20 protein-coding genes and 3 pseudogenes are annotated in these 22,314 nt (G+C 67.3%); 8 read left to right on the top strand and 15 right to left on the bottom strand.

Features of this window, described 5'->3' with window-relative positions:
* Positions 1-78 precede the first annotated feature (78 nt).
* Positions 79-882 carry a maleylpyruvate isomerase family mycothiol-dependent enzyme gene (locus tag ACGFZW_RS17435; RefSeq protein WP_393893986.1) on the top strand — a complete coding sequence of 268 codons (804 nt, stop codon included), beginning with the start codon at positions 79-81 and terminating at the stop codon, positions 880-882.
* Here ACGFZW_RS17435 and ACGFZW_RS17430 read toward each other — a convergent pair.
* The 4 genes from ACGFZW_RS17430 to ACGFZW_RS17415 all read right to left on the bottom strand — a co-directional run bounded on the left by ACGFZW_RS17430 (position 824) and on the right by ACGFZW_RS17415 (position 4,905).
* The gene (locus ACGFZW_RS17430) at positions 824-1,537 is read right to left on the bottom strand and encodes an alpha-L-glutamate ligase (RefSeq protein ID WP_393893985.1); all 714 of its coding nucleotides are present in this window, start codon (positions 1,535-1,537) and stop codon (positions 824-826) included. The genes ACGFZW_RS17435 and ACGFZW_RS17430 overlap by 59 nt on opposite strands.
* Before the next feature lie 518 nt (positions 1,538-2,055).
* Positions 2,056-2,700, bottom strand: a complete 645-nt coding sequence (locus ACGFZW_RS17425; RefSeq protein ID WP_393893984.1) for a LysE family translocator — start codon at positions 2,698-2,700, stop codon at positions 2,056-2,058.
* Between the two features lie 702 nt (positions 2,701-3,402).
* A complete protein-coding gene (locus ACGFZW_RS17420; RefSeq protein WP_393893983.1) occupies positions 3,403-3,843 on the bottom strand; it encodes a VOC family protein in 441 nt (146 codons plus the stop codon).
* Between the two features lie 909 nt (positions 3,844-4,752).
* On the bottom strand, positions 4,753-4,905 hold the full coding sequence (locus tag ACGFZW_RS17415; protein ID WP_393893982.1) for a hypothetical protein: 153 nt from the start codon (positions 4,903-4,905) through the stop codon (positions 4,753-4,755).
* Positions 4,906-5,276: 371 nt separating this feature from the next.
* Between ACGFZW_RS17415 and ACGFZW_RS17410 the strand changes: the two genes are divergently transcribed.
* Positions 5,277-5,771: a hypothetical protein gene (locus ACGFZW_RS17410; protein WP_393893981.1), complete on the top strand. Its 495-nt coding sequence runs from the start codon at positions 5,277-5,279 to the stop codon at positions 5,769-5,771.
* A 123-nt stretch (positions 5,772-5,894) separates the two neighbouring features.
* Positions 5,895-6,338 (top strand): annotated as a pseudogene (locus ACGFZW_RS17405) (transposase family protein); the annotation flags it as partial.
* A gap of 69 nt (positions 6,339-6,407) precedes the next feature.
* Here the strand turns inward: ACGFZW_RS17405 and ACGFZW_RS17400 are convergent.
* The gene (locus tag ACGFZW_RS17400; RefSeq protein WP_393893980.1) at positions 6,408-6,842 is read right to left on the bottom strand and encodes a VOC family protein; all 435 of its coding nucleotides are present in this window, start codon (positions 6,840-6,842) and stop codon (positions 6,408-6,410) included.
* Between the two features lie 470 nt (positions 6,843-7,312).
* Between ACGFZW_RS17400 and ACGFZW_RS17395 the strand changes: the two genes are divergently transcribed.
* Positions 7,313-7,867 carry a DUF6328 family protein gene (locus ACGFZW_RS17395; RefSeq protein ID WP_393893979.1) on the top strand — a complete coding sequence of 185 codons (555 nt, stop codon included), beginning with the start codon at positions 7,313-7,315 and terminating at the stop codon, positions 7,865-7,867.
* A gap of 382 nt (positions 7,868-8,249) precedes the next feature.
* On the opposite strand, the gene ACGFZW_RS17390 is transcribed toward ACGFZW_RS17395, so the two are convergent.
* Positions 8,250-8,732: an SRPBCC family protein gene (locus ACGFZW_RS17390; protein ID WP_393893978.1), complete on the bottom strand. Its 483-nt coding sequence runs from the start codon at positions 8,730-8,732 to the stop codon at positions 8,250-8,252.
* 63 nt (positions 8,733-8,795) lie between these two features.
* Between ACGFZW_RS17390 and ACGFZW_RS17385 the strand changes: the two genes are divergently transcribed.
* The 3 genes and pseudogenes from ACGFZW_RS17385 (at position 8,796) to ACGFZW_RS17375 (ending at position 11,301) form a co-directional block, all read left to right on the top strand.
* The gene (locus ACGFZW_RS17385; RefSeq protein ID WP_393893977.1) at positions 8,796-9,446 is read left to right on the top strand and encodes a TetR/AcrR family transcriptional regulator; all 651 of its coding nucleotides are present in this window, start codon (positions 8,796-8,798) and stop codon (positions 9,444-9,446) included.
* A gap of 107 nt (positions 9,447-9,553) precedes the next feature.
* Positions 9,554-10,320 (top strand): annotated as a pseudogene (locus tag ACGFZW_RS17380) (transposase family protein).
* A 387-nt stretch (positions 10,321-10,707) separates the two neighbouring features.
* Positions 10,708-11,301: a hypothetical protein gene (locus tag ACGFZW_RS17375; RefSeq protein ID WP_393893976.1), complete on the top strand. Its 594-nt coding sequence runs from the start codon at positions 10,708-10,710 to the stop codon at positions 11,299-11,301.
* Positions 11,302-11,309: 8 nt separating this feature from the next.
* Here ACGFZW_RS17375 and ACGFZW_RS17370 read toward each other — a convergent pair.
* The 5 genes and pseudogenes from ACGFZW_RS17370 to ACGFZW_RS17350 form a co-directional block, all read right to left on the bottom strand.
* Positions 11,310-11,996 (bottom strand): annotated as a pseudogene (locus tag ACGFZW_RS17370) (IS5 family transposase); the annotation flags it as partial.
* A gap of 180 nt (positions 11,997-12,176) precedes the next feature.
* Positions 12,177-14,711 (bottom strand): SCO7613 C-terminal domain-containing membrane protein, encoded by a 2,535-nt coding sequence (locus ACGFZW_RS17365; RefSeq protein WP_393893975.1) that lies wholly within the window; start codon positions 14,709-14,711, stop codon positions 12,177-12,179.
* 749 nt (positions 14,712-15,460) lie between these two features.
* Entirely contained in the window at positions 15,461-15,754 is a 294-nt protein-coding gene (locus tag ACGFZW_RS17360; RefSeq protein ID WP_393893974.1) for a DUF4190 domain-containing protein, read from the bottom strand.
* A complete protein-coding gene (locus ACGFZW_RS17355) occupies positions 15,751-15,912 on the bottom strand; it encodes a hypothetical protein (RefSeq protein WP_393893973.1) in 162 nt (53 codons plus the stop codon). Before ACGFZW_RS17355 ends, ACGFZW_RS17360 begins: the two co-directional genes overlap by 4 nt.
* 17 nt (positions 15,913-15,929) lie before the next feature.
* Positions 15,930-18,278 carry an MMPL family transporter gene (locus tag ACGFZW_RS17350; protein WP_393893972.1) on the bottom strand — a complete coding sequence of 783 codons (2,349 nt, stop codon included), beginning with the start codon at positions 18,276-18,278 and terminating at the stop codon, positions 15,930-15,932.
* Positions 18,279-18,397: 119 nt separating this feature from the next.
* Here ACGFZW_RS17350 and ACGFZW_RS17345 point away from each other — a divergent pair, with 119 nt between their 5' ends.
* A complete protein-coding gene (locus ACGFZW_RS17345) occupies positions 18,398-19,015 on the top strand; it encodes a TetR/AcrR family transcriptional regulator (RefSeq protein WP_393893971.1) in 618 nt (205 codons plus the stop codon).
* Between the two features lie 93 nt (positions 19,016-19,108).
* On the opposite strand, the gene ACGFZW_RS17340 is transcribed toward ACGFZW_RS17345, so the two are convergent.
* The 4 genes from ACGFZW_RS17340 to ACGFZW_RS17325 are packed head-to-tail and all read right to left on the bottom strand — an operon-like array spanning position 19,109 to position 22,294.
* The gene (locus tag ACGFZW_RS17340; protein ID WP_393893970.1) at positions 19,109-19,450 is read right to left on the bottom strand and encodes a DUF4873 domain-containing protein; all 342 of its coding nucleotides are present in this window, start codon (positions 19,448-19,450) and stop codon (positions 19,109-19,111) included.
* Positions 19,447-20,358 (bottom strand): diiron oxygenase, encoded by a 912-nt coding sequence (locus ACGFZW_RS17335; RefSeq protein WP_393893969.1) that lies wholly within the window; start codon positions 20,356-20,358, stop codon positions 19,447-19,449. The genes ACGFZW_RS17340 and ACGFZW_RS17335 overlap by 4 nt, the downstream gene beginning before the upstream one ends.
* The gene (locus ACGFZW_RS17330) at positions 20,355-21,269 is read right to left on the bottom strand and encodes a HesA/MoeB/ThiF family protein (protein ID WP_393893968.1); all 915 of its coding nucleotides are present in this window, start codon (positions 21,267-21,269) and stop codon (positions 20,355-20,357) included. The genes ACGFZW_RS17335 and ACGFZW_RS17330 overlap by 4 nt, the downstream gene beginning before the upstream one ends.
* Positions 21,269-22,294 carry a hypothetical protein gene (locus ACGFZW_RS17325; protein ID WP_393893967.1) on the bottom strand — a complete coding sequence of 342 codons (1,026 nt, stop codon included), beginning with the start codon at positions 22,292-22,294 and terminating at the stop codon, positions 21,269-21,271. The genes ACGFZW_RS17330 and ACGFZW_RS17325 overlap by 1 nt, the downstream gene beginning before the upstream one ends.
* Positions 22,295-22,314 lie beyond the last annotated feature (20 nt).

Genomic DNA, 22,314 nt, shown 5'->3' with positions numbered 1-22,314 from the left:
CGCGGCACGCTGTGGCAGGCTGCGGGAAGAGGCCCAGCCGGCCAGGCGGCCGGACCGCCGACGTCAAGGACGCAACAGATGAACGTGCCGGATCCGGAGCGGACTTCCTCCCACGTCACCCGTCGCGAGGCCATCGCCGCGGAGACCGCGAAGTTCGTGGCCGCGCTCGCGGGCGCGAGCCTTGCGACCCCGGTCCCCAGCTGTCCGGGCTGGACACTCCTCGACCTGGTCAGGCACACCGGAAGCGTGCAGCGGCGATTCTCGGCGCTGCTGCGGGAGGGCTTCCAGGAACCCCCGCGCACCCGCGAGATCGGGGAGCTGCGGTTGCCGGATCACGAGGACGGCTACCCGGCATGGTTGACGGCCAGTGCGGCTGAGGCGGCCGAGACCTTCACGGCCGTCGATCCGGACGCCCCGATGTGGGCCTGGGGTGCCGATCAGCACGCCCGGTTCTGGGTACGGCGGATGCTGTTCGAGACGCTGGTGCACCGCACCGACGCGGAAATGGCCGTGGGCATCCGGCCCCTCGTCGACCCGTGGCTGGCGGCCGACGGCGTGGACGAGTTCCTGGTGAACCTCCCCTTCGCGGCGTCCTTCGCTCCCGAGGTGGCCCGCCTCCGTGGCCAGGACGAGACCCTGCTCTTCCGCTGCACCGACAGCGAGGCGGGCTGGCTGGTCCGGCTACGGCCCGACGGCTTCAGCGTCGAACCGGCCCACGGGGGCCCGGCGGCGGCAACCGCATCGGCCGACGCCGCCATCCACGCGGCCGCCGCCGATCTGCTGCTGCTCGTCTACGGACGCCTCGACCACGGCTCAGACGCCTTCACGGTGCACGGCGACCGCGATCTGCTCGAGCGCTGGTTCGCCCACTCCGCGTTCTGAGAGCTGAGAGCTGAGAGCCGGGCACCAACCGACCGACGCGTTTGCGCGAACTGCGGGACCATCCCCGGCGGGCGCCCGGGACGCCCCGGGCGCCGGCGGCCCCCGCCCCGGCGCGCAGGGCCAGCTCCGCCAGGGCCTGTGGCGCGCCCGCCTGCCCACGGATCCTGGGGAAGGCAGGCGCACCGTCGCCGGCGTCGATGGTGTCCACACCATGGAGATCGAGCCCGAAGACCTCGCCGACCCGGAGCACCAGCTCCGGCCACCCCGCGGGAAGGCCCCGGACGGCGCGGGGCCGGGCCGGGCCGCGGCCGCCCGGGGTGACTTCGGAGCGGCGCAGCGCGGCGAAGAGTTGGCCGTCGACCGCCCACAGTTCGTGGTTCCAGCCGCTGTTCTCGGTGAACTCCTGGACGACCACCGGCTCGTCGGGCCAGGCAGCCGCCAGTTCCGGCAGACTGTCGACACGGGCGACGAGGTCGCGTCGACGGCTGTCTCTGCTCTTGATGACGAGAGGAGTGGCCGGCTCTCCCTCCGCCGGCAACCCGGCGAGCGTCGCGACGGTACAGGTGGCGGCGAACGGCAGCCCGGCCCGGTGGGCCAGCGCCGCCATGTCTGTCCGGTCCTGGCACAACCTGGTCACCGCCGCGGAGTTGTGCACCGGGGCGCCACGTTCCTTGAGGCGGGCGGGGAGGGCCCGCGCCCGAGGGGTGTGATTTGAGGAGGTAGACGTCGGCGGGCGCGCCCGGATGGTCCGGTTCGGGGCAGGCTCCCGGAACCTCCGGGCCGGCTGGTCCGGGATCGATGACCTCGACGTGATGACGAGGCGTCAGCAACGCGGTGGTCGGGGCCAGCAAAGGGTACTCGGGGGCGTCTCCGGTCAGGCAGCTCCCCACCCGCCGCCCCCGACGGCGGCGGCGGCGGACGGGACGGAGAGAAGTCCTAATCCGAGCGAGCCGGACGCGGCCTGCGAGCAGAGCATCGACATGCCCCGCACCTTCCTCCGGACCAAGCAGGCTGATGCAGCCCGATCGCGGCGGGCACCTGGCGATCTCGGGCTTCCCCTACTGCCTGCTGAACGCAACTGATCAACCCCGCCCGGTTGGACAAGCGCAGAGAGACTCAGTTGACCGCACCAACGTGAAAGGCAGCTCCGCTGATCGGGCACCCGGGGCAGGGTCAGGCGGAGACGGGGGTACGGGACAGGGCGGTGCGCAGCGCGAAGGCGCCGAGCAGGCCGCCTGCCGTGAACCGCTGGGCGGCCATGACGCGGGGTCGGGTGGCCAGAAACCCCGAGAGCCGTGCTGCGCCCAGCATGATCAGCGCGTTCACGGTGACCGCCAGGATGATCTGCACACCGCCGAGCTGGAGCAGTTGTGCCCAGGCCGGGCCTGCCTGCGGGTCCAGGAACTGGGGCAGCAGCGCGGCGTACATCAAAGCGATCTTGGGGTTGAGGAGGTTGGTCAGCAGGCCCATCGAGAACAGGCGGGCGTCGGAGACCGGGGGCAAGTCCTGGTCCGGGGCGAAAGGCGAGCGACCGCCGGGCTTGAGCATGCCCCACGCAAGGTAGGCCAGGTAGGCGGCCCCGGCGAGCTTGACCACCGTGAACGCCACCGGCACGGCGGCGAACAGCGCGGACAGGCCTGCCGCCGCGGCCAGCAGGTAGCACAGGAACCCGACGGCGGTCCCGCTGAGGCTGATCAGGCCCGCCCTGCGGCCCTGGGTTATCGCGCGGGAGGCGAGGTGAATCATGTTCGGTCCCGGAGTCAGGACCATGCCCAATTCGACCAGGGCCACCCCTCCCATCGCGGTCAGCGTGATCACAGGTCAACCTCCTGGTCGCTCCCGGGGCACCTGACACCTCGGAGTGCGGGAGCCACCCGAGGTTGTTTACGGACGGCCACAACGCATCAGCAGCATCTGACTCGCCTACTGCAGGTTACGCCGCTGCCGCTCGAGACGTGCATGCACCCGTGAGGACATGCCTGAACACGGCCTGAAACAGGGGAGGTTGCGCGCGTATACACCGTTAGATTCGCAATCTGCCAACTTGTAGAACCTCTCCTTCCCGGTGGCCCTGGCGAGCCGGTTAGCAGCCCGTGGGGCACGCGGGGGTCGTTGGCATAGCGAGCCAGGCCAGAGAAGACGAGGGCGCATGCGACAGCTCCGCTGCATGTGCCCGGCCATGGACGTCGGTCCTCGGCTGAAGTCCTCGGATAAGGGCGGCGCGCTACGGCAGTGCCCTCCCCCGCCCGCAGTGCGCCAGCCGCGCCGTGCCACCGCCCTTCGTTCTGCCCGCCGAACTCGACTTCGCCCGTCCGGTCGAGGCGACCCCCCTGGGGCCGAAGTGGTCGGCGAGCGTGTCGAGATGGGATGGTTCTCCAGACACTCAGAAGTACCTTGCGCGGAGGTCCGTCCTAGGCGACGTAGGCCAGACGGGTCAGGTCACGGGCCAGCAGCTTCTGGTGATCGGGCGGTTCCGAACCTCGATGAGCTCGTTCGGCAGCAGGGGTCGGTTTCTCGTTCTCAGCGCAGTTGCTGGGCCAGTCCGACGATGATGCCCTCCGGACCGCGGACGTAGCAGAGCAGATAGCTGTCCTCGAACCGGGCGATCTCGCCGACGAGTTCGGCGCCGTGAGGGCGCAGGCGGGCAACCGTGTCCTCGAGGTCGTCGACGGCGAACATGACGCGGTGCGTTCCCAAGATGTTGTGCGGCCGGTTACGCGGGCCGGCACTGATCACCGCGGGGCTGCGGTACTTCGCCAGCTCGAGCCGGCTGTGACCGTCCGGGGTCCGAACCATCGCGATGTCACAGCGGACGCCGTCGAGTCCGGTGCACTGGTCGGCGACGAGGCCCTCGACCTCCGCCTTGCCCTCCAGCTCCATACCGAGTTCCACGAAGAACGCGATGGCGGCATCCATGTCCTCGACGACGATGCCCACGTTGTCCATCCGCTGAATCGCCATGCTGGATTCTCCTTCTTCCTCGTGCATCCGGTGGTGGCCCCTGATGTCCCTGGGACGGAGCCGGTGACACGCTCTCGACATCCTCAGACCGCCGAACTCCGAAAATTTCTGGATCGCGCCTCAGCACTGCACAGCAGACCCGCGAGCCAGGCGCCACCACCGAGGGTGAGTGCGGCGCAGGTGGCCGCTCCGATGCAGACGATCAGCCGCAGTGTGCCGTCCCCGCTGTTCAACGCTTCCTCGACGAATCGCAGCGTGCGCGCTTGGGCATTACGCCTCACCGACCCATTCACGGTGCCGGGTCGCCCTTGGCGGGTGGAGTTCCCCGTGCCGCTCGTCCTCGCCGCACCCGTCCGGCCCAGCCGCGCGGCGGCGCGAGCTGCGGGCCGCGTTGCCCCCCGGCGGGCCCGAGCATCCGTGGACGGATCGCAGATCAGCGCTGGATTGGGCTCTGGGAACAAGCTCCGGTACGTCACCGTCCAGCCGAACCTCGTCGCCGAGGTACGCGCTGACACAGCGGCAGACCGCGGCCAGCACCGGCACCCAGTGCGCTGCCTGCGGCACCGACCTGCCACGCGCATTCTCCGACATCGCGCAGGCCGCACAGAGGTTGCCGGACGCGGTGCTCGACGGCGAGCTTGTCGCCGTCCTGGCCGACACGGGCACGGTCGCCTTCGAACGGCTCCAGACCCGGGCCGGCCGCGAGCCGGGCGAAGCCCGGCTGGACGGTCCGATGGTCGAGTGGCGCGGCGCTGGCCCCAACGCGTGGAGCTGCACTGGCGATCGGCCCTGCAGGCGCGTGGTGTCAGAGCCGGAGGCCGTGATGGGGCAGGCCTGACCGAGCATCCTTCTCCATGAGCCGGAGAGCCCTACCGTTCACGCCCCAGGACAGCTTCTCGGCCTCCGCTGCTAATGCGGCTCCCTGCCGAAGCGCCCGGTGCCGTGTGCCAGTGTCGCCACCGCATTCAATGCCTCCAGTGGCTCATAAGAGGTGAAGGCGTCGAGCTGGTGCTCCAACCGCTCCAGCCGGTTGTCGACTTCGCTGGCAGCGGCATCAAACATGTCTCGACCTCGGCAATGTGCTCGGCACGAGTACGTGGTCGCATACGGCCCCATCCGCCGCTACATCCGATCAGTCCGGTCCCGGAGGACGCCTACAGGCGAGAGGGCGAGTCCAACAAGTCCCGGGAACGGCCCGTGCAGGGTGGGTAGGCTGCCGGTCACGGCAGTGCAGTTACGCCAAAGGAGAGACCATGCGCAGGTGGGCACTCTTGGCATTGTTGTCCCTGACCTTGCTCGCTGCCTGCTCCGGGGACCCACAGCGCACTCCCCGAACCGCGATCTCTTCACCTGCAAATCCCAAAGAGACCACCACAGGACCAGCAGGCAAGCAGCCAGCGACGACGCCCCCCGAAGAAGCCTGCCGAGGCGGCGTGCCCTTCTACACCGCGAGCCCTCCGTACGCCGGTGCGGGCCCGCCCAGGGTGATCGGTTTCGCGCTCTACGATCCTGATGATGAGGAAGTCAGCGCGCCGCCTTATCGCCCCAGCCTCCCGTCGTCCTGGGCATCGTCCATACCCGGGGGGTACGGCACCGATCCCCAGGTGTTTGAGATGGCGCCCAGGGAGGCCGACTTCAAACAAGCCCAATTGGCTGTCTGTATGTCCTGGCCACGGCTGACAGGCAAGTCAGCCGTCGGAGAATGTGGCCCCTACGAAGGCCTGACCAGGGAAGTGTTCCCGGCTGACTACGATTTCCAGGTATTTGAAGCCAGAACCGGCCGGCTCTTGAAGGCCTTTACCCTCAGCGGAACCGAAAAGGGCTGTCCGGCGCAGATCGCGCTGGGGGACACGACAATGATGCCTAAATCCGTCGACGAAGAAGCGCTCGCAGCTGAACTTCGCCCCCTGGTGGAAAAGGATTTCTGAACGTCTCCGGGTGGAACGGCCAGGATGCGCTTTTGTGTGCGGGCGAGGGGCGAGCCGGTGTGCGGCGCGGTGCTCTGCGGCGAGGATGTGTTGGGCCGTGGGGTGGCGGGGCATTGTGGCTTCACCCTTGTGCCCACACGGGGGCATACGGTTGCCGAGCAGTCGAAGAACTACCGGCAATCGACCAACCACCAGGTCGTCATCGATGCCGATACCCGCCTCGTCGTCGCCGTCCGCCGACCGGTCACGAGCAACTGCCACGACGGCAAGGCGTGGGAACTCTCCGGTGCGAAGGCTGCCGTCGGCCGGGCCACGGTCATCGCGGACGGCGGCTATCCAGGCACCTGCCTGCTCATCCCGCCCCGCCGTGAAGGCGACCAGACCGAACTGCCAGCGTGGAAAGAGGAGCACACACCTCCCATAGCAAGGTCCGGGCCCGCGTCGAGCACGCCTTCGCCCGGATGAAGGCATGGAAGATCCTTCGTGACTGCCGCCTGAAAGGCGACGGCGTTCACACCGCCCTCGCCCGGCATCGCTCGGCTGCACAACCTCGCCCTCACGGGGTAACTCCCGCCCCACACGGGACCAGAGAGCTCCAGGAGAGGCAGCTCCCCGCCTCCCCGGCTCGGAGAATGCTCAGTCGATACAGAATTCGTTGCCCTCGATGTCCAGCATGGGGATGCACGACTCATTTTCCTCATCGGCATACAGCGTTTGCACGTGGGTGGCGCCCAACGCGACCAGTCGTGTGCACTCGGCTTCGAGCGTGGCGAGACGCTCGCCCCCCACGAGCCCGGTGCCGACCCGGACGTCGAGATGCACCCGATTCTTGACGATCTTGCCTTCGGGGACGCGCTGGAAGTACAGGCGCGGGCCCACGCCTGAGGGATCACTGCAGGCGAACCATGAACCCTGCTCCTCAGGAGGCAGGGTACGGTTGAAATCGTCCCAGGTGGCGAACCCCTCCGGTGGCGGCGGAATGTCATACCCCAACACCTCGCACCAGAAACGAGCGACGCGCTCAGGTTCTGCACAGTCAAAGGTGACCTGGAACTTCTTGATCGCTGACATCGGCGCACCATAGCAAAGCGGAATCTTCCGCTCTTTTCCCCAGACGGACCCGCCCGCCACCCGTCGCGCCCTGGGTCACCTTCGACACCGAGTGACCAAACCGGACAGTCCGCGAGAACGATGCGACCGTGGCGGCGGAGCGCCCCAGCGGTCCCCAGGATCCAGTCCAGACAATCAACCTGCATGCCAAGATCATTTGCGGGACCATCCCTTGGACGCGACTCGAAGTGCTTCCCTCGTCGATCGGTGGCGGCATAGCCGTCGGGGCTGAGTTCACCTCCGCTCGGGCGGAGGTGAACCGGCAGAGCTGGCGGCACAGGGGCAGACACATCGGGTGTTCCTGCCTTGCGCGCAGCAACGTTGAAGCGCCTCCAGGTGCCTACGCGCGACCTCAGGGAACCACGGACGTGAATCCGCTCAGAGTGGGAACACGTGTTTCCTCAGCAGTTGCCTCACCTGGGGAGGACGCCATGACCGTGACGGGTGCGTCGAAGCCATACATAGCGCAGCACCACTGTCCCTCCTGCCACGGGTCGGATCGCCCGCCTCTTGAGGAACAGCAGGAGTCTGCGCGGGAGCGTGTGAACCGAAGATGGAACGAGATCCTGCAGGAGACGAGAGTCGCGCAGACCGGAGTACAGATCCTCTTCGGTTTCCTGCTCAGCGTTGCGTTCACTCCGTATTTCCATGAACTGGGGACCTTCGACCACGTCGTCTACGTGATCACCGTGATACTCGGGGCTTCCGGCACCGGAGCCCTGATCGCGCCGGTGTCGATCCATCGTTTTCTCTCCGGGCAGCGTATGAAGGACGACATCATCGCGATCGCGGGCCGACTGATGGTGTGTGGCATGGTCCTCCTCGCATTGACGATCGGCGGAACCCTCCTGCTGCTCCTTCATGTCGTCGTACCGAGCCTCCTCGCGGAACTGCTCGTCGGTGGTGTCATGTTGTGGTTCGCTGCCTGCTGGTACGTCCTACCTGTTGTGCTTCGTCGGCGCTCTGCCCGCCGAACCGAGGCGTAAGTCGGCGCTGCTTTGAAATCCGCGCCGGCACACGTCCCGCGAACGTTCCGGGCAGGCCGTCGCGGAGGCGCCCCGCTCCCCCTGGGTCCTGATGAACCCCTCGCTCCGGCGGCAGCAAGATGGACCGTTTCCACCTGGTGGACCGGGCCCGGACGGCGGGCTGCCGGGTGGCCCTGCTCGACGCGGGCCAGGACATCGCCGCACCGGCCCGGCAGGCCGTCGCCGACGGAGCCGCTCTGCTGGCGGTCGCGGGCGGCGGCACCCCATCCCTGGTTGCCTACGTCGCTGCCCCGCCACCACGTGCCCTTCGCGGTGTTTTCGGCCGGCACCCGCAACCACTTCGCCCTCGACCGGGACGACGCGAGCGCGCGTCCCCCGGTGATCAGGACACGAGTCCGCGCAGCAGTCGTACGTACAGGCTCCAGCGCGCCGGGCGCGCCACCGTGCCCGTACAGGCCAGTTCCGCGTGGTCCAGGCTGTCCTCCAGACAGGCGTCGTGCAGCGGTCGCCACAGGAGTGGCCACGTGAAGCGGGCCGCCCCCCGGGCGTTCATGGCGAGAGTGTGGCGCAGCAGTGTGTGCTCTTCGTCAACGGGCAGGACGGCGTACTCGTGGAATCCGTGAAAACCGCGTGGCCCGCTGAAGGTGAATCGCACCCATGTGGAGGGGACGTGCGCCGCGACGGTGTAACGGACCGGGCCATGCCCGCCGACCGCCCCAGCCGCCAACGGACGGTCAAACTCCATCGGCGACCATTCTCGACCGGGCCACAGCGCATCGCCGCTGCTCGACAGCGTGTCGAGCAGCGCCCCCACCTCGCTCTCCTTCGCGGCCAGCAGGCGCTCATGCACGTTGTAGACACCCATGTGTCCTCCCCGGACCTATTACAGAGACTTCTCTCTAATATTGTGGAGAGTACTCTCTACAACATGGCCAGACCACCCCGGTTCGATACACACCAGCTCCTCGACGCAGCCGTGCGACAGGCCGCGGCGTCCGGCCCGGCCGGGGTGACCATGTCCGCGGTCGCCAAAGAGGTGGGAGCCCCCAGCGGTTCGGTGTACCACCGCTTCGCAGGACGGACCGCGCTGCTGGCCGAGATGTGGCTGCGAACGGTCGAGAACTTCCAGGAGGGCTACTTCAAAGCACTGGAAGCGAACCCCGACCCGCGGCGCGCAGGATGCGCGGCGGCACGCCATGTCGTCGCCTGGAGCCGCGCCCACCCTCAGCAAGCCGCCCTCCTCCTCTACGGTGCGCAGGATTTCGGGCGTGCCGACTGGTCCGAGGAACACCGCCACCGCGCGGACCGCGGCAATCAGCGTGTACGCAACGCCGCCGCGTCCCTCGCAGCCGCCTTGGGCGCGAAGGGTCCCCAGGCCACCGAACGTGTCGCCCTCGCCCTGGTCGATCTGCCCCTCTCTCTGGTCCGCCGCCACCTGCGGGCCGGCACTCCCCTACCTGCCCACGCCGAAGACCTCGCCGAGGAGTGCACCGCCGCGCTGCTCAACTCGCTTCCTGCCGACGCGGCTTCCTCACCAGCCCCAGATCCCGGCTCAAGAACCCGAGCACCCCATCAATGACGGGCACTCCGTTTCTCTGATCAGCGGGTTGATCTGTGGAGCTGTCTACTTGTGCAGGCGGCCTTAAGGTTGTTGCAGAACGTGGTCGGCTGGGCATTTTTTTGTGTATGGGTGGGGTGTTGCGGGCTGAGTCTTGTGGGTGGAGACGTTCACGGACTTGCGGATGAGAGGCTTCGAGGGCCTGTTGAAGGTGGTGCGGGAGCGGGGCGGCCACGGGCTCGGAGGCGGTCGTCCGTGGTGCCTGCCCCTAGCCGACCGCGTGCTGCTGGTGGCCGTCTACTACCGCACCAACCTCACGATGCGGCAGCTCCCCCCGCTCTTTGGCATCTCACCGGCCACCGCCTGCCGCATCATCCAACGGCTCGGGCCTCTGCTCGCACTGGCGCCGGCCCCGCGCCGGTCGCCGACGTCGAACAGCTGTGGATCGTGGAGGGCACCCTCATCCCCCGTTCGCGACCGAACAGTGGGCGCCTCCTCGCGCAACTACCGCTTCTCGGCAAACGTGCAGGTCATCATCGGTGCCGACACCCGCCTGGTCGTTGCCACCGCCCGTCCGGTATCCGGGAACAAAGCCGACGCCCACATCTGGCGGGCGTCCGGCCTGCCCGCCCACTGCGAAGGCACCCCCGTTCTCGCCGACGGCGCCTACCTGGGATGCGGCCTCATCGTCCCGCACCGCAAGAGAGCCAAACGCCCCCTACTGCAGGCCCAGGAGGAAGACAACGCCGAACACCGACGCGTCCGCGCTCGCGTTGAGCACACCTTCGCCCGCATGAAGAACTGGATCCTCCGCGACTGCCGACAGAAGGGACCCGGTCTCGACCACGCCGTCCAAGCCGTCGCCACCCTGCACAACCTCGCCCACACGGGATGAACCAAGCAGGTCAGACAGCACTCCCACCTGCCCACACCCGCCCTGCTGCAACAACCTTTAGTACTGCAACAGCGCCTATCCTGATGGTTTGGCAGGTTCGGGTGGTGTGTGGCCGCGTCGTTGGTAGAGGCTGATGCGGGCATGGTGCTGTCGTTGCCGGTGCCAGTTGGACCAGTACAGGACGTGATCGATCGAGGCTGGTCGGCGGTGAGTGAGTCAGTCAATCAGGCGTCGCAGTGGTCAGTTCGGCGCCTGTGCGGGAGTACCGTTCACCCTCGGGCCTCAACTCTGTTTGCTAGCACCACAATTATTGACGGCGCACCGACAACTCCCCTGCCACGCAGGGCCTTTACCTCCGCGTATACATGGTTCGCTTAGCCTCGGGGCATGGAGTGGACCGACCCGCGCGACATGGACGACGACGAGTACGCCGAGTACCTGCGCGAAGAGAAGACTGAAGACCACGTCAGCGCCCACAACCCGGTGCTGGAGAAGTGGCTGGAACAGCAGCGCACCGGATTCACCGCCTGGGCGAAAGAACGCACCGGCCACGGACCGTGGGACTTCACCGTGGATTCTCTCCCCCAGCTCGAAGCGCTCATCCGGGACGCGTTCGACAGCCCCGCTCAGGCCCGCACGGTGATGGACACTCCCCTGGTCGCGGTTGCGGCCTGGTACCTCGGTGAGGTCCACAACCGCGCCTTCGGCACCCAGTGGCAGCTCCACCCCTCCTTCGCCGACGACAACCCCCTCGACCACCGGCCGCACGTCACCCTGCCCTGGGAACGCCGGGAGGAATTCCACTACACCGACCCCGAGCACATCGAGGACGACGCGCGCCCGATCTACTCCCCCACCGAAATCTTGTGCAACCTCCCCGCCCGGCCTGCGGATCAGGGCCTCCTGCACCGCATCAGTAGCCGGTGGGAGGTACCTACCTCCTGCGACGATTCGTCCTGCCGCTACCACCCCAACAGTTAGACGCCATCTCATTTGGTGAGTCTGCGATAGCAGATGAAGGTGCAGGCGATGCTCGTGAAGGCGAGGAAGTGCTCGGCTTTGCGCTCGTAGCGGCGGTGAAGACGGCGGCATCCGGCGAGCCAGGACATGGTCCGTTCGATGATCCACCGGTGGCGGCCCGATCGCTGCGAAGTCTCGATGCCCCCGCGGGCGATGCGGTGGGTGATGCCGCATTGCCGTAACCAACGCCGCAGGTACGACTAGTCAAAGCCCTTGTCGGCGTGCAGCATGCCCGGTTTACGCCGACGGGGTCCGCGGCGGAGCGGATCGGCGGTATGCCCTTGACCAGGGAGATCAGAGCCTGACTGTCATGCAGGTTCGCTCCGGAGATGCCGATGGAGAGCGGTACGCCGGTCCGCTCCGTGATCAAGTGAATTTTTGCGCCGCACTTGCCCCGATCCACAGGATTCGGACCTGTCAGCTCCCCTTTCGAGGGCCCGCATGTTCACGGAGTCGATCGCGCAGCAGGACCAGTCCAGTTCGCCGCGGGAGCCGAGTTCATCGAGGACCAGGCGGTGGAGTTTGGCCCACACCCTGACCTTCGTCCGCTCGGAGAAGCGCCGATGGGCCGTCGCTCCCGACGGCCCACACGACGCCGATGACAGCTGCTGCGACGTGCAGCCTGACGTGGCCACGAAGATGATCGCAGCGAGCACCCCAGGACACTGGCAACCCTGGCCCCGCAACCCCAGACACCAGCCAAACCCACGGCCACAGTCCAGACACACGGACAGTCCGTCTGGAGAACTTCGCACCATGAAAGGCCTGCCCAAGCACCCGCCGAATCCCGCGCCGTCAGCAGGGCCCGCAACGTCAGCGAGTTCCGTGTCGCACCCTCACCCCAAGCCGCGCACCTTCTCACGCAAGCGCCTCGCCTCGCCGATCCGCCTGTCGTACGTCGCTCCGAGCAGCAGCAGAAGCAGGCCGGCAGCGGCCAGCGGCACCCAGCGGGGCAGGAGACCGAGCACCTGGACCACAGCCGGAGCGAGCTCATGCAGCCCGACCAGCACCAGAACACCGCCACCGACCACCGACGGCGCCTGCAGACGCGCGCGCACCCCGACAACAGTGGCGAGCAGGGCCGCCGTGCCCAGGAGCAGCGGGCGCATCCAGCCCCCTTCGCCCCACATGGCGGTGAGACTGGGCAGCATCGTCGCGACCAGCGGCGCCCCGTAGGCAGGCCACGAGCTCGTCCCCGGGATGCTCGCTCGGCGGCGGTGGCCGATGACCAGTGCAGCGGCCGTGACCGGGAGCGTGTACGGCTCGGGGATGGTGACACCCGCCATGGCAAGACGCACCCAGGAGGAGGCAAGGAGCAGGACGGTTCCGGCGAGGGCGGCGCGGCGGCGGTCCGGGCGCAGCGCGATCGCCAGACTCACGACCCCACTCACGGCAAGGGCCAGGCTCAGAGCCCCCGGATGAGCGGCAGTCAGGGCGAGGGCCACTGCTGCAAGTGCGTACCCCGTGCCTTCGACAGCCCCTGAAACCTGGCCACGCCCCGGCATCCGGTGCCACGCCGCCGCGGCACAGGCCGCGACGACAGCGGCCGCCAGCACCGCGAAGGCCATGACATGGACGGGCAGGCCGGCGGTGATGGCCGACGCGGCCCCTTCGACACCCAGGGCGAGGACGGCGAATGCACCGGCAACGCGCGCTGTCACACGTGCGGCAGGCCGGGCGGCCGGCGCCGACAGGACATGGGCCATAGCAGCGGCCGACACGGCGAAGGCCCCCCACACCGCGAGCACCGCGGCCCGGTCGGCCGACGACCACAGCAGCACAAGTGCCCCGCCCGCGGCCAGCGCGACAAGCCTGGCAACGAGCGCGGCCCCCGGTCGCCGCACCACGTCCACCGCCACGGCCAGAGACGCCAGAGCGGCGGCCGCGAGCACCCACCCGTACGGCAGCCCCCCTGCGACCGGCAGCAAAAACAGCGCAGGCACAGCCACCAGAGCTGCGGCGCCTGACAAAACGACCGCCGGACGATCCCCGCTCCGGCCACCGACGGCACGGGCCCGCACCACCGCCACCGCAGCCACAACAGACGCGACCAGCCACAACACGGCCAGGGGCGCAGCCGCAAGCTGCCAGCCCCACCCCGGCAGGTCACCGAAGAACCACAGCGCCATGCCGGCAACGACAGGACGGAAAAGGGCGTACACGAGGTCCGGCAGCACCACAAGACCCGTCAACAGCAGCACGGCTGAAGCGGCGGTCAGCTCTCCCACCGAAGCCGCAGCCTCGGACGGCGGTGCCAACGGGCCACCCGCAGCAGGCTTCGCCCACCGGCCGCTTCGCGCACAGGACAGCGCAGCGCCCACCACCATCAGCGCAGCCGGTGCCGCGTACCCGGCCACCGCCCACCCCGAGGGCAGCACCCACCGCACACCGGATCCCACCGCCACGATCAACGCCACCACGGCCACACCCTCGCCGCCCGAACGCAGCGCGAACGGAAGCGCGCGCAAGCCGCGGCACAGCGCCACCCCTCCCAGCATCAACAGACCCAACGGCACCCAGGCCCGCACCACCTCCGCCGCCGCGGCGGCATCCACCGCCTGCCCCACCGCGAGCGCCCCGCCCAGCAGCGCCCAACCACCGCCCATCACACGGCCCCCCGCGTCCAGAATGGCGGCAGCCCGCAGGCCACCCAGCCGGTCACGGAACGCGGCAGGCCCGGTGGCGACATGAGCAGTGAGCGCATACACGGCCGCGAAATCCACTACAGCCGTGCCGACCATCGCTGTCGCATAGTCCACGGCCGTCCCGCCCAAGGCCGCAGTGCCCAAGACCCCCGGCAACTGCGCCAACACCAATCCCACCGGCAGCGGGAGGCGAAGCCGTTGCCACCAGCCATAGGCCGCCGCTCCCACCGCCATCAGCGTGGTGACCACCGCCCAGTAGGCATCCGTCCCGACCCCGTCCAGACCACCGAGCCCGGCCTGACGGGCGGCATAGGCATCCAAAGCGACCAGGGCGAGCCCCACGCCGGCCGACGCCTCGGCGGTGGCCGTGAGCTGCCGCCGCCGCAGCACACGAGGCAGCGCAAGCGCACACGCGGTCAGCGCAAGCAGCACCGCGGCCCGACCGCCGATGCCCAGCCGCCCCCAGCTCACCACGCAGAACACCAACGCGGCCACCACCACCAGCACACCGCCGAGGATCAGCAGCCCGGCCCGGACCGACCGCACCGAGACCTCCCGCCGCGGACCACCGGCCGCCCCGTCCCCCTCCCCCACGGGAGCGCTCGCCTGCATCCCCACAGGCACCTGGCGGCGCACCCGCAACGCCGTCAGCAACTCGTAATGACGCTGCACCAGCCACTGCCGGCGAGCATCCAGAGCACGCAACTCCCCCGTGACCTGCCACAACGCTGCCGCATCCGGCCCTACCAGCGGCAACCCACAACCGGTGCACCACGCAGGCACAGGCGAGGGCACAGGCACAGCGCAGTCCGGACAAACCAGCGATTGCATAGGCATGCCGCGAGTATGCGCAGCCACGCCGACCACAACATGAGTACGCATACTCATCCCACCCAGAAACCCAATGCTGGATGAGTACGCCTACTCTTCCGACCCCCCGAGACCCGAGAACGTGCCGGGCCGCGACGCCGGCGCCGGAGCGGGTGGAGCAGTTGTTCTGAGGTTGGGATGTTGTGGACTTGGTCGCATTGATGAGTCACCGAAGGCCGGCCCGACCCTGCGCCGGCCCGTAGGCCTGCGCTCAGCGCTGGCCTGATCGCTCGCGATGGTCCAGGGCGGCGTGCGCCTGTTCGCTGGTCCAGGAGCTCGGCAGTCCCTGGGAACGGAAGGGCTGTGACTACGCCCCGAGCGTCAGACACTGGGTGTTGCCAGGCCTGGGGTCACGCGCTACCGACGGGACGAAGGACCGTGCCCCAGATATCTGCGCGAGGCTGGGCACGACGCGCGGATACCTGGGCAGCTCTTGTCGCCCGGCCCTGGTGCCGCTCAGGGGGGTGCTCCGCCCCCGGCGTCAGACTCCAGAAAGTCTGTCAGAGCCGGCGCCGCGTTCACTGACCAGCCGAGCGCGGCCGTCGGGCGCGGTTGGCAGTGGATGCAGCGTGTGGGCGCGGGGCGCGGTGATCCTGCCGATGTCCTCAGTGGCTCCAGGAGATGGTTTGGTCCAGGGAGACCAGCGTTGCCAGGACGACCAGGTCAGCCAGACCGAGGATCATGCCGAACCACGCCCGTCCCTGTCTCGCTGTTCCGCGCAGCAGGGCAAGTGCGGCCATCACGATGGCTGTGGGGCCGAGGAAGATGTTCCCGACCAGGAGCCCGGGCAGGCCGAGGATGAAGGATGCGACGGCGAGGTTGTCGGCCTCCCGGGTGCTGTGTTTGGTGCTGGTCGTGATGCTTGCTGTGCTTTTCGTAGGTGCTGATACCTGCGTCATGCGTCTCCTTCGCGGCGTCCGGAGGTGCGCTCTCGTACCCAGAAGGTGATCAGCCAGGCGGCGATGGAAGTGCCGGCAATCGCACTGGCGGTGACGGGAATGTGGGCTACGGCTCCCACCATGATTCCCAGGGCAAGTAGCGCGAAGACGATCAGCATGGTGTCGTCTCCTCCCTTCAGCTGGTGATCGTTTCCGGTTCCTTACGGGTGACGTCCTCGGGCTTCTTCTCCGGAGCGGTGGTGCGGCGGCCGGGAAGCCACCAGTTCCAGCGGCCCATGAGGCGCATGGTCGCGGGGACGAGGAAGAGCCGGACGAGGGTTGCGTCGATGAGGATGGCGACGGCGAGTCCGAATCCGAGCTGCTGGATGGGGACGATCCCGGTGAAGGAGAAGGCTCCGAAGACGGCGACCATCAAGATCGCGGCGCCGGAGATGAGGGGGGCGGTTCGGGTGAGGGCGCGAGCGACGGAGGCGGTGTTGTCCCCTGTCGCTTCGTACTCCTCGCGGACGCGGTCCAGGAGGAACACTTCGTAGTCGGTGCTGAGGCTGAACAGGAGTGCCAGCAACAGGATGGGGACGAAGTTTTGGATGTCGCTGGTCTGCTGGAATCCGAACACGTCGGCCCCCAGGCCCTTTTGGAAGGTGAGGGTGAGCACACCGTAGGTGGCGGCGATCGAGACCAGGTTCATGACGATGGCCTTGAGCGGCAGCAGCAGTGACCGGAAGGTCAGCAGGAGGATGATGTAGCCGGCGGCCAGGATGATCGCGACGACGTAGGGAAGTCCGTCCTGGATGACGTCGTTGGCGTCGGTGTCCTCGGCGGTCTGCCCTCCGACCAGAGGGTGTAGGGAGTTCGGGAGCTTGGTGGTCTCGTGCTGGACATCGGCCAGGAGGTCCCGGGTGAGGTCGCTGGATGAGTCCTCGGTGGGGACGACCTCGATGACGAGCTTCTGGTTGTTGCCGGCGATGTAGTGCCTGATCGAGTCCCGGGCGTCAGCCGGGATCCGGTCCATCGAAGCGGGATCCAGAGCGGCGAAGGGGTCCTTGGGAGACAGATGCTTCAGAGCTTGCGTGGCGGAAGCGACGTTGTCTTCGTTCGGAAGGGCGCCCAGCCGGTTCTCGAGGTCGGTGAGTTCGTCCTTGTCGTGCTGGGAGAGCTTGTCGAAGGGCTTGTCGGCGGTGACGACGATCTGAATCGGGCTGGTGAAGCCGGTGCCGAAGGTGTCCTGGACGTGGTCGTAACCGGTGCGGATGTCGGAGGTGGAGGGGAGGATGCGTGCGTCCGGGGAGAAGGTGCGCATCTCCTGTGCCGGCCAGGCCACGGCGATCAGTACGGCGGATATCGAGGCGAGGAACAGCAGCGGGCGCTTCATCACCTTCATGGAGATGCGATACCAGCGGCTGGATTCCTCGCCCGGGGCGGCGGTGTTCCTCCGCCACCGGGGAAGGCGGCCGGCATTGATGCGGTGCCCGAGGAGGTGCAGCAGGACCGGGAGGAACAGCACGCTGGTCAGCACGGAGAACGCGACGACGAGGGTGATACCGAGCGCGAGGGAGAAGATCACGTTCAGGTCGATGATGAACAGGGCGCACATCGCGAGGACGATGGTCAGGCCCGAGGCGATCACCGTGTGGCCGGATGTGCGCAGGGTGGATGCCACAGCGTGCTCGACGGTTTGGCCCTTGGAGAGTTGCTCCTTGAACCTGGTGATCATGAATAGGGAGTAGTCGACCCCGACGCCGAGACCGAGCATGGTGGCGGCGTTCTGCACGAAGATGGACAGCTCGTAGTTCTGCGCAATGGGGGCCAGCAGGCCGAGCGTGAACACGATCGCCGAGACGCCCACCGTGAGTGAGACCAGTACGGACACCACGCTGCGGAAGAGAAGAAGCAGGATCAGGATGATCAGCGGGGCGGTGATCATCTCTGCCTTCGCCAGGCCGTCCTGCCCGAGGACATTGATGTCCCCCCAGAAGGATGCGGCGCTGACGAGGGAGACGTCGATGCCGTCTTTCTCGAACGTCTCGGCCAAGTCCTTTTGAATGGCGGGAAGTTCCCGGCGCGCGGCGCCGTCTTCGAGGCCGATGGCTACGGAGTTGATGACGGTTCGATTGTCATCGCCTGCGTAGGGGCCGCGGTCGCCTGGCTGCGCCGTGGTCCAGCCGAGCATGTCCGTGACCTTCAAGCCCTCGTCGTCCTCCACTCGGGAGGCGACGGCCTTGGCGCGCTGCTCGAACCTGGCGTCGCTGATCTTGTAGCGGGTGTCGTGGATGACGAGGGTGGCGGTGGCCTTCCCGCGTCCCTTGAAGCCGTCTTCGAGCTGTTGGGCGGCGATGGTGGAGGCGGTGCCTGGGACGTACCAGCCGCCTCCGCTGAGGTTTTTCGCGATCTGGGATGCGCCGGTACCGGCGAGTGCTAACGCGGCAACCCACAGGGCGAGCAGGGGCCAGCGCAGCTTGCGGATGGTTCGGGATGCGCGTGCGGCGAGGCCGCCGGGCGGTGGGGCCTCTGTGTGGGTTGACAAGTGCCGCCTCCTGCGGTGGATATGTCGGTTGGAAGCCTGGATAATGACTGACACCGAGTCGTAGACCGACTTCGAGTCTGTGATTGACTGACGGTCGGTAAGTATTCTTGGGAGGACACATGGCAGTCAAGTCACGGCGTGAGGAGTACGCGGCCATCACACGCGCGGCTCTGCTGGACGCGGCAGGAGACCTGTTCGCGGAGAACGGTTTTGACGCCACATCAGTCGACGACATCGCGAAGGCCGCCCGTGTGAGCAAGGGCGCCGTCTACCACCACTTCCCTGACAAGAGCGCCATCTTCGACGAGGTCTTCCGGATCAACCAGCAGGAAGTCGTGGTGCAGGTGGCAGCAGCGATCCCGCCCGACCTGCAGGGAGAAGAGCACCTCTGGCAGGTAACCGTTGCCGCAGTTCAGGGATTCATCGACGCGTACGTGACGGACGACCGGAAGCGGAGCCTGCTGCGCCAGTCAGCCGGCGTCCTGGGCGTGCATCGTTGCCGGCAGATCGACGCCGATCTCGCACTGCCTCTCGTGGTGGGGATCCTGGAAGAGCTTCAAGGCTCCGGGCAGCTTCGGGAGAACGTATCGATCAAGATGGCCGCGACAGTCATCTTCGGGACTCTGTGCGAGGCAGCCACATCGCTGGCCCTGGCCGATGACTGCAAGCAAGCCGGCCGCGAAGCATCACAGGTGGTGAGCTACATGCTCTCCGGGCTGGTCAAGGTCGCCGCCTAGCAGGAACCACCTGGAGACAACGTCGGTCCCGTGCCCCTCGCGAAGAGGGTTCGCCGGGGAAGGAAGGGCACGGGACCGACGCCTGAGCAAGGGTCAGACTGCGACCTCTTCGATCGTGCTGACCACGTGGAAGGGCGGCCTGCCGACCCCGCTGACGCGGTACCGGTTCCACAGGTCCGGCTCCGACAGCGTGCCTTCGACCTCCGCCTGCGGTGTGGCCAAAGTGCACGGGGCCTTACCCCGATTGCCGACTGCCTCGGTCACCGGAGGGTTGGCGGCGATGCGTCCGTACCAGTGGTAGTGGCCGTCGATGGGCTGGAAGCATCCGGCAAGCTTCACCTCTACCGGGAATTCCTCCCCCTCGACGGTGAGCGTTGCGCACCCTTCGTATCCGTCATCGTCGTGCTCGTGGAGCTGCTCGCGTGCGTGGGTCATGCAGCGTCCTGGATGAAGCCGGCCTTGCGCCAGATCCGCTCGCTCGCCCCGCCAATGATGCCGATCCGCTTGTAGTAGTCGGTGATCCGCTTCGCCGCCCAGCCGAACGTCTCCCGCGAGTGCGGGTTGGCCATGGCCTCCTTGCGGACGCTGTCCGGCAGACCGGCGCGCCGGTACATCAGCGGGTTGAAGAACTCGCCGGCGAACGTCTGGATGGACAGCGCCAGCATCATCCGCAACGAGGACAGCTGAACCTTGTTCAGCCTCGGCACGAACCGCTCGAGCTCGGTGCGGGCGAAGCTGATGTGCCGGGCCTCTTCCACCACGTGGATACGGGACATGGTGCGGATCAGCGGCTGAACCGTCTCGTCCGCGGCAACTTCCCGCTGCACCTTGTCGAAAATCTCCTCCGTCAGCAGGAGGAGCGCCCACAACGCGGCGACAGGAGCCGCCGTCTTCAACATCCGCCCGGACTCACGGATCTTCCACGGCGTGGGGTAGACCTCGGAACCCATACGTTCGACGACCTTCGCGAACATGATCATGTGGCGGACCTCGTCCGCCATCTCGGTCAGAGCGAACTGGACCTGCGGGGAAGCCACGGACTTGTCGTAGACGTAACGGGAGACCAACTGCAGCAGGACGTGCTCGGTCCAAACACCCAAACCGATGGAAGAGGCCATCTCCTCACGGGTGAGGACGAGCTTCTGCTCCTGTGTGAGCGTGCTCCAAGTCTTCGTGCCATACAAGGTGCAGCGCTTCTCCGGCAGGAACCACTTGCCCTCTTCCAGCGGAGCCTCCCAGTCGATGTCCAGACCAGGGTCGTAGGAGTGCCGGCTGGAGGAGACGAGAAGCTGCTGGGCTTTCCTCGTCTGCTTCGCGATCGGGTCAGCGGACTTCGTACTCAACAGTGTGCCCCCTGCTTCTTCGTGTGTGTTTGACGGTTTCGCATGACGGTTGCCAGTGCTCGCAGGCCACCTGCGAGGATGAGTGCTCGTTGGACGCGGGTTGCCCACCTGCGCGTGGTGCGCCGTGCCTCGCTGTGCGCGTCAACCACCACATGGCGGCGTACGGGCTGCCCGGCGAGAATCTCGACGGTCATGCGGGTGGCGAGAGCGCCGAACAGCAATGACGCATAAACAAGTTGGGGGACGCTGTACTCCTCTTCCCCGAGGTGCTCGCGGGCGTTACGGATCATCTCCAGCGGCACGAACCGCAAAGGGAGGGCCTTCAGCAACAGGGACCACACCGCGGACTCTTCCACCATGCCGGCGGTGATCTTCCCGTCGAACGGGCGTGAACCCGGCCGCCGGTAGTCGTAGAAGCGGATGTACTGGGTGCCGGCCATGTCGTAGCCGGACAACACCGGCCTCATGGCGCGTGCTGCAGCCTCGTGAAGGTGGTACTTCGCCCGCCAGCCGGCATGCTCGGTGACATCCACACCGTCGATGACCAGCGTGCACGTCTCCGTGAGATCCCGCGCGTTGACGCTGGTAATCCCGCCGGTGATCACCTCGGTCCGGGCATGAGGGTTGATCGCCCTCACTCGTTCCTCGGCGACCTCAGCTTTGTGACGCCCGATGTCACCGAAGGTAGCGTGCTGCCGGTTGAGGTTGTTCAGCTCGAACTCCCCCACATCCACCAGGACGAAATCCTCCACACCGATACGCGCGAGCGGTTCGGCTGCGGCTCCTCCGGTGGACCCGCAGCCGGCGATCAGCACGCGTGCCTCCCGTAACGCCGATTGGGCCCGTTCGCTGATGAAGCCGCGGTTTCGTTCGGTGAACTCCTCGTAGAAGGCGTCGAGGGTGGCTGTCATCAGGCCGCCACCTCTTCGGTAAGCGCAAGGTGCTCCACGCTCCCGGACAGTTCTGCCATGAGACCTCGCAGAGCCCGAATCGGAGAGCACGCAGCGGCAGCTTGTTCCAGCTGCTTTGCCACCTGTGCGACGTCCTCGACCGGTGGCATCCACGAGTAGAAAGGAAGGACCTTCTCCGCGTTGAAGTACCGGGGATGCATGAGATCCTGCCGGCTGAGTTTCGGTGTGGTTCCGGTCAGCAGGTACACATCGAGACCAAGGAGGACAAGGTGCTTCAGGGCAATGTGTTCCTCCACATCACCGATCAGCAGCCGGATGGAGTCCCGTTCCACATGGACTGCCATGGTGAGGCCGGCCAGCAGCTCCAGCGTGATCCGCAGGCGTAGATCCCGGGCAGTGACGGTGTGGGTGTGGGCGAGGCGTTTCACCTCCCGTATGTGGTGCGTCTCCAGGGCCTGCGCATCGGAAAGATCGGGAAGCGCACTCTGCAGACGGATGGAGTGAACCTCTTCGCAGGGGAACAGCAACCGTCCCGGGTCGGCCAGCGGCCTCGGTTCGGGGTCCTTGCTGTGGGCCAGCGCGACATAGCCGAGGATTCTTCCGGACTCCTCGTCGATGGTGATGACGTGGGTGTCGTCCTGATGGAACTCGCGGATCGGCTCGCAGAACAGGGAACGGCCGAAGACAAGCTCTTCGCTGGCGAAGCCAGCCTGCAGATACTCCGCCAGGCGGAATCCGGCCAGGCCGATCAGGTACCGCTCGGGGATCTGGTCGGTGTGAGCCACGAGTGTCACCAACCCTCTCCCGTGGTTGGCGTGGTACAGCACCGCATCCTTCTTCCGCAGCGCGCCTGCCATGCCGTGGAAGCTCAGCCTGCTGTGCATGCGGAGAATGTCTTGGATGTAGCGCCTACGCGCGTCACGAATCAGCGATTCGCGAGCATCGTGCTCGTCAGGAAGCCCGGACGGGACACTCCACGGGTGGAGCACCGACGCGACCCCGGATAATCCCGGCTGCTTCTGCATAACCTTTTCCCCCAATTTCG

It is taken from the genome of Streptomyces sp. NPDC048248 (genome assembly GCF_043201875.1).
In the GTDB taxonomy this organism is placed as follows: domain Bacteria; phylum Actinomycetota; class Actinomycetes; order Streptomycetales; family Streptomycetaceae; genus Streptomyces.
Note: the sequence above shows the minus strand (reverse complement) of the source record. Positions and strands in the feature narration are given on the sequence as shown.

Coding starts and splice junctions, on each gene's coding strand:
- ACGFZW_RS17360 (WP_393893974.1), bottom strand. CDS start 15,754: ATGACGCAGGTATCAGCACCTACGAAAAGCACAGCAAGCATCACGACC.
- ACGFZW_RS17435 (WP_393893986.1), top strand. CDS start 79: ATGAACGTGCCGGATCCGGAGCGGACTTCCTCCCACGTCACCCGTCGC.
- ACGFZW_RS17400 (WP_393893980.1), bottom strand. CDS start 6,842: ATGTCAGCGATCAAGAAGTTCCAGGTCACCTTTGACTGTGCAGAACCT.
- ACGFZW_RS17395 (WP_393893979.1), top strand. CDS start 7,313: ATGACCGTGACGGGTGCGTCGAAGCCATACATAGCGCAGCACCACTGT.
- ACGFZW_RS17325 (WP_393893967.1), bottom strand. CDS start 22,294: ATGCAGAAGCAGCCGGGATTATCCGGGGTCGCGTCGGTGCTCCACCCG.
- ACGFZW_RS17420 (WP_393893983.1), bottom strand. CDS start 3,843: ATGGCGATTCAGCGGATGGACAACGTGGGCATCGTCGTCGAGGACATG.
- ACGFZW_RS17375 (WP_393893976.1), top strand. CDS start 10,708: ATGGAGTGGACCGACCCGCGCGACATGGACGACGACGAGTACGCCGAG.
- ACGFZW_RS17415 (WP_393893982.1), bottom strand. CDS start 4,905: ATGTTTGATGCCGCTGCCAGCGAAGTCGACAACCGGCTGGAGCGGTTG.
- ACGFZW_RS17355 (WP_393893973.1), bottom strand. CDS start 15,912: ATGCTGATCGTCTTCGCGCTACTTGCCCTGGGAATCATGGTGGGAGCC.
- ACGFZW_RS17390 (WP_393893978.1), bottom strand. CDS start 8,732: ATGGGTGTCTACAACGTGCATGAGCGCCTGCTGGCCGCGAAGGAGAGC.
- ACGFZW_RS17385 (WP_393893977.1), top strand. CDS start 8,796: ATGGCCAGACCACCCCGGTTCGATACACACCAGCTCCTCGACGCAGCC.
- ACGFZW_RS17340 (WP_393893970.1), bottom strand. CDS start 19,450: ATGACCCACGCACGCGAGCAGCTCCACGAGCACGACGATGACGGATAC.
- ACGFZW_RS17345 (WP_393893971.1), top strand. CDS start 18,398: ATGGCAGTCAAGTCACGGCGTGAGGAGTACGCGGCCATCACACGCGCG.
- ACGFZW_RS17330 (WP_393893968.1), bottom strand. CDS start 21,269: ATGACAGCCACCCTCGACGCCTTCTACGAGGAGTTCACCGAACGAAAC.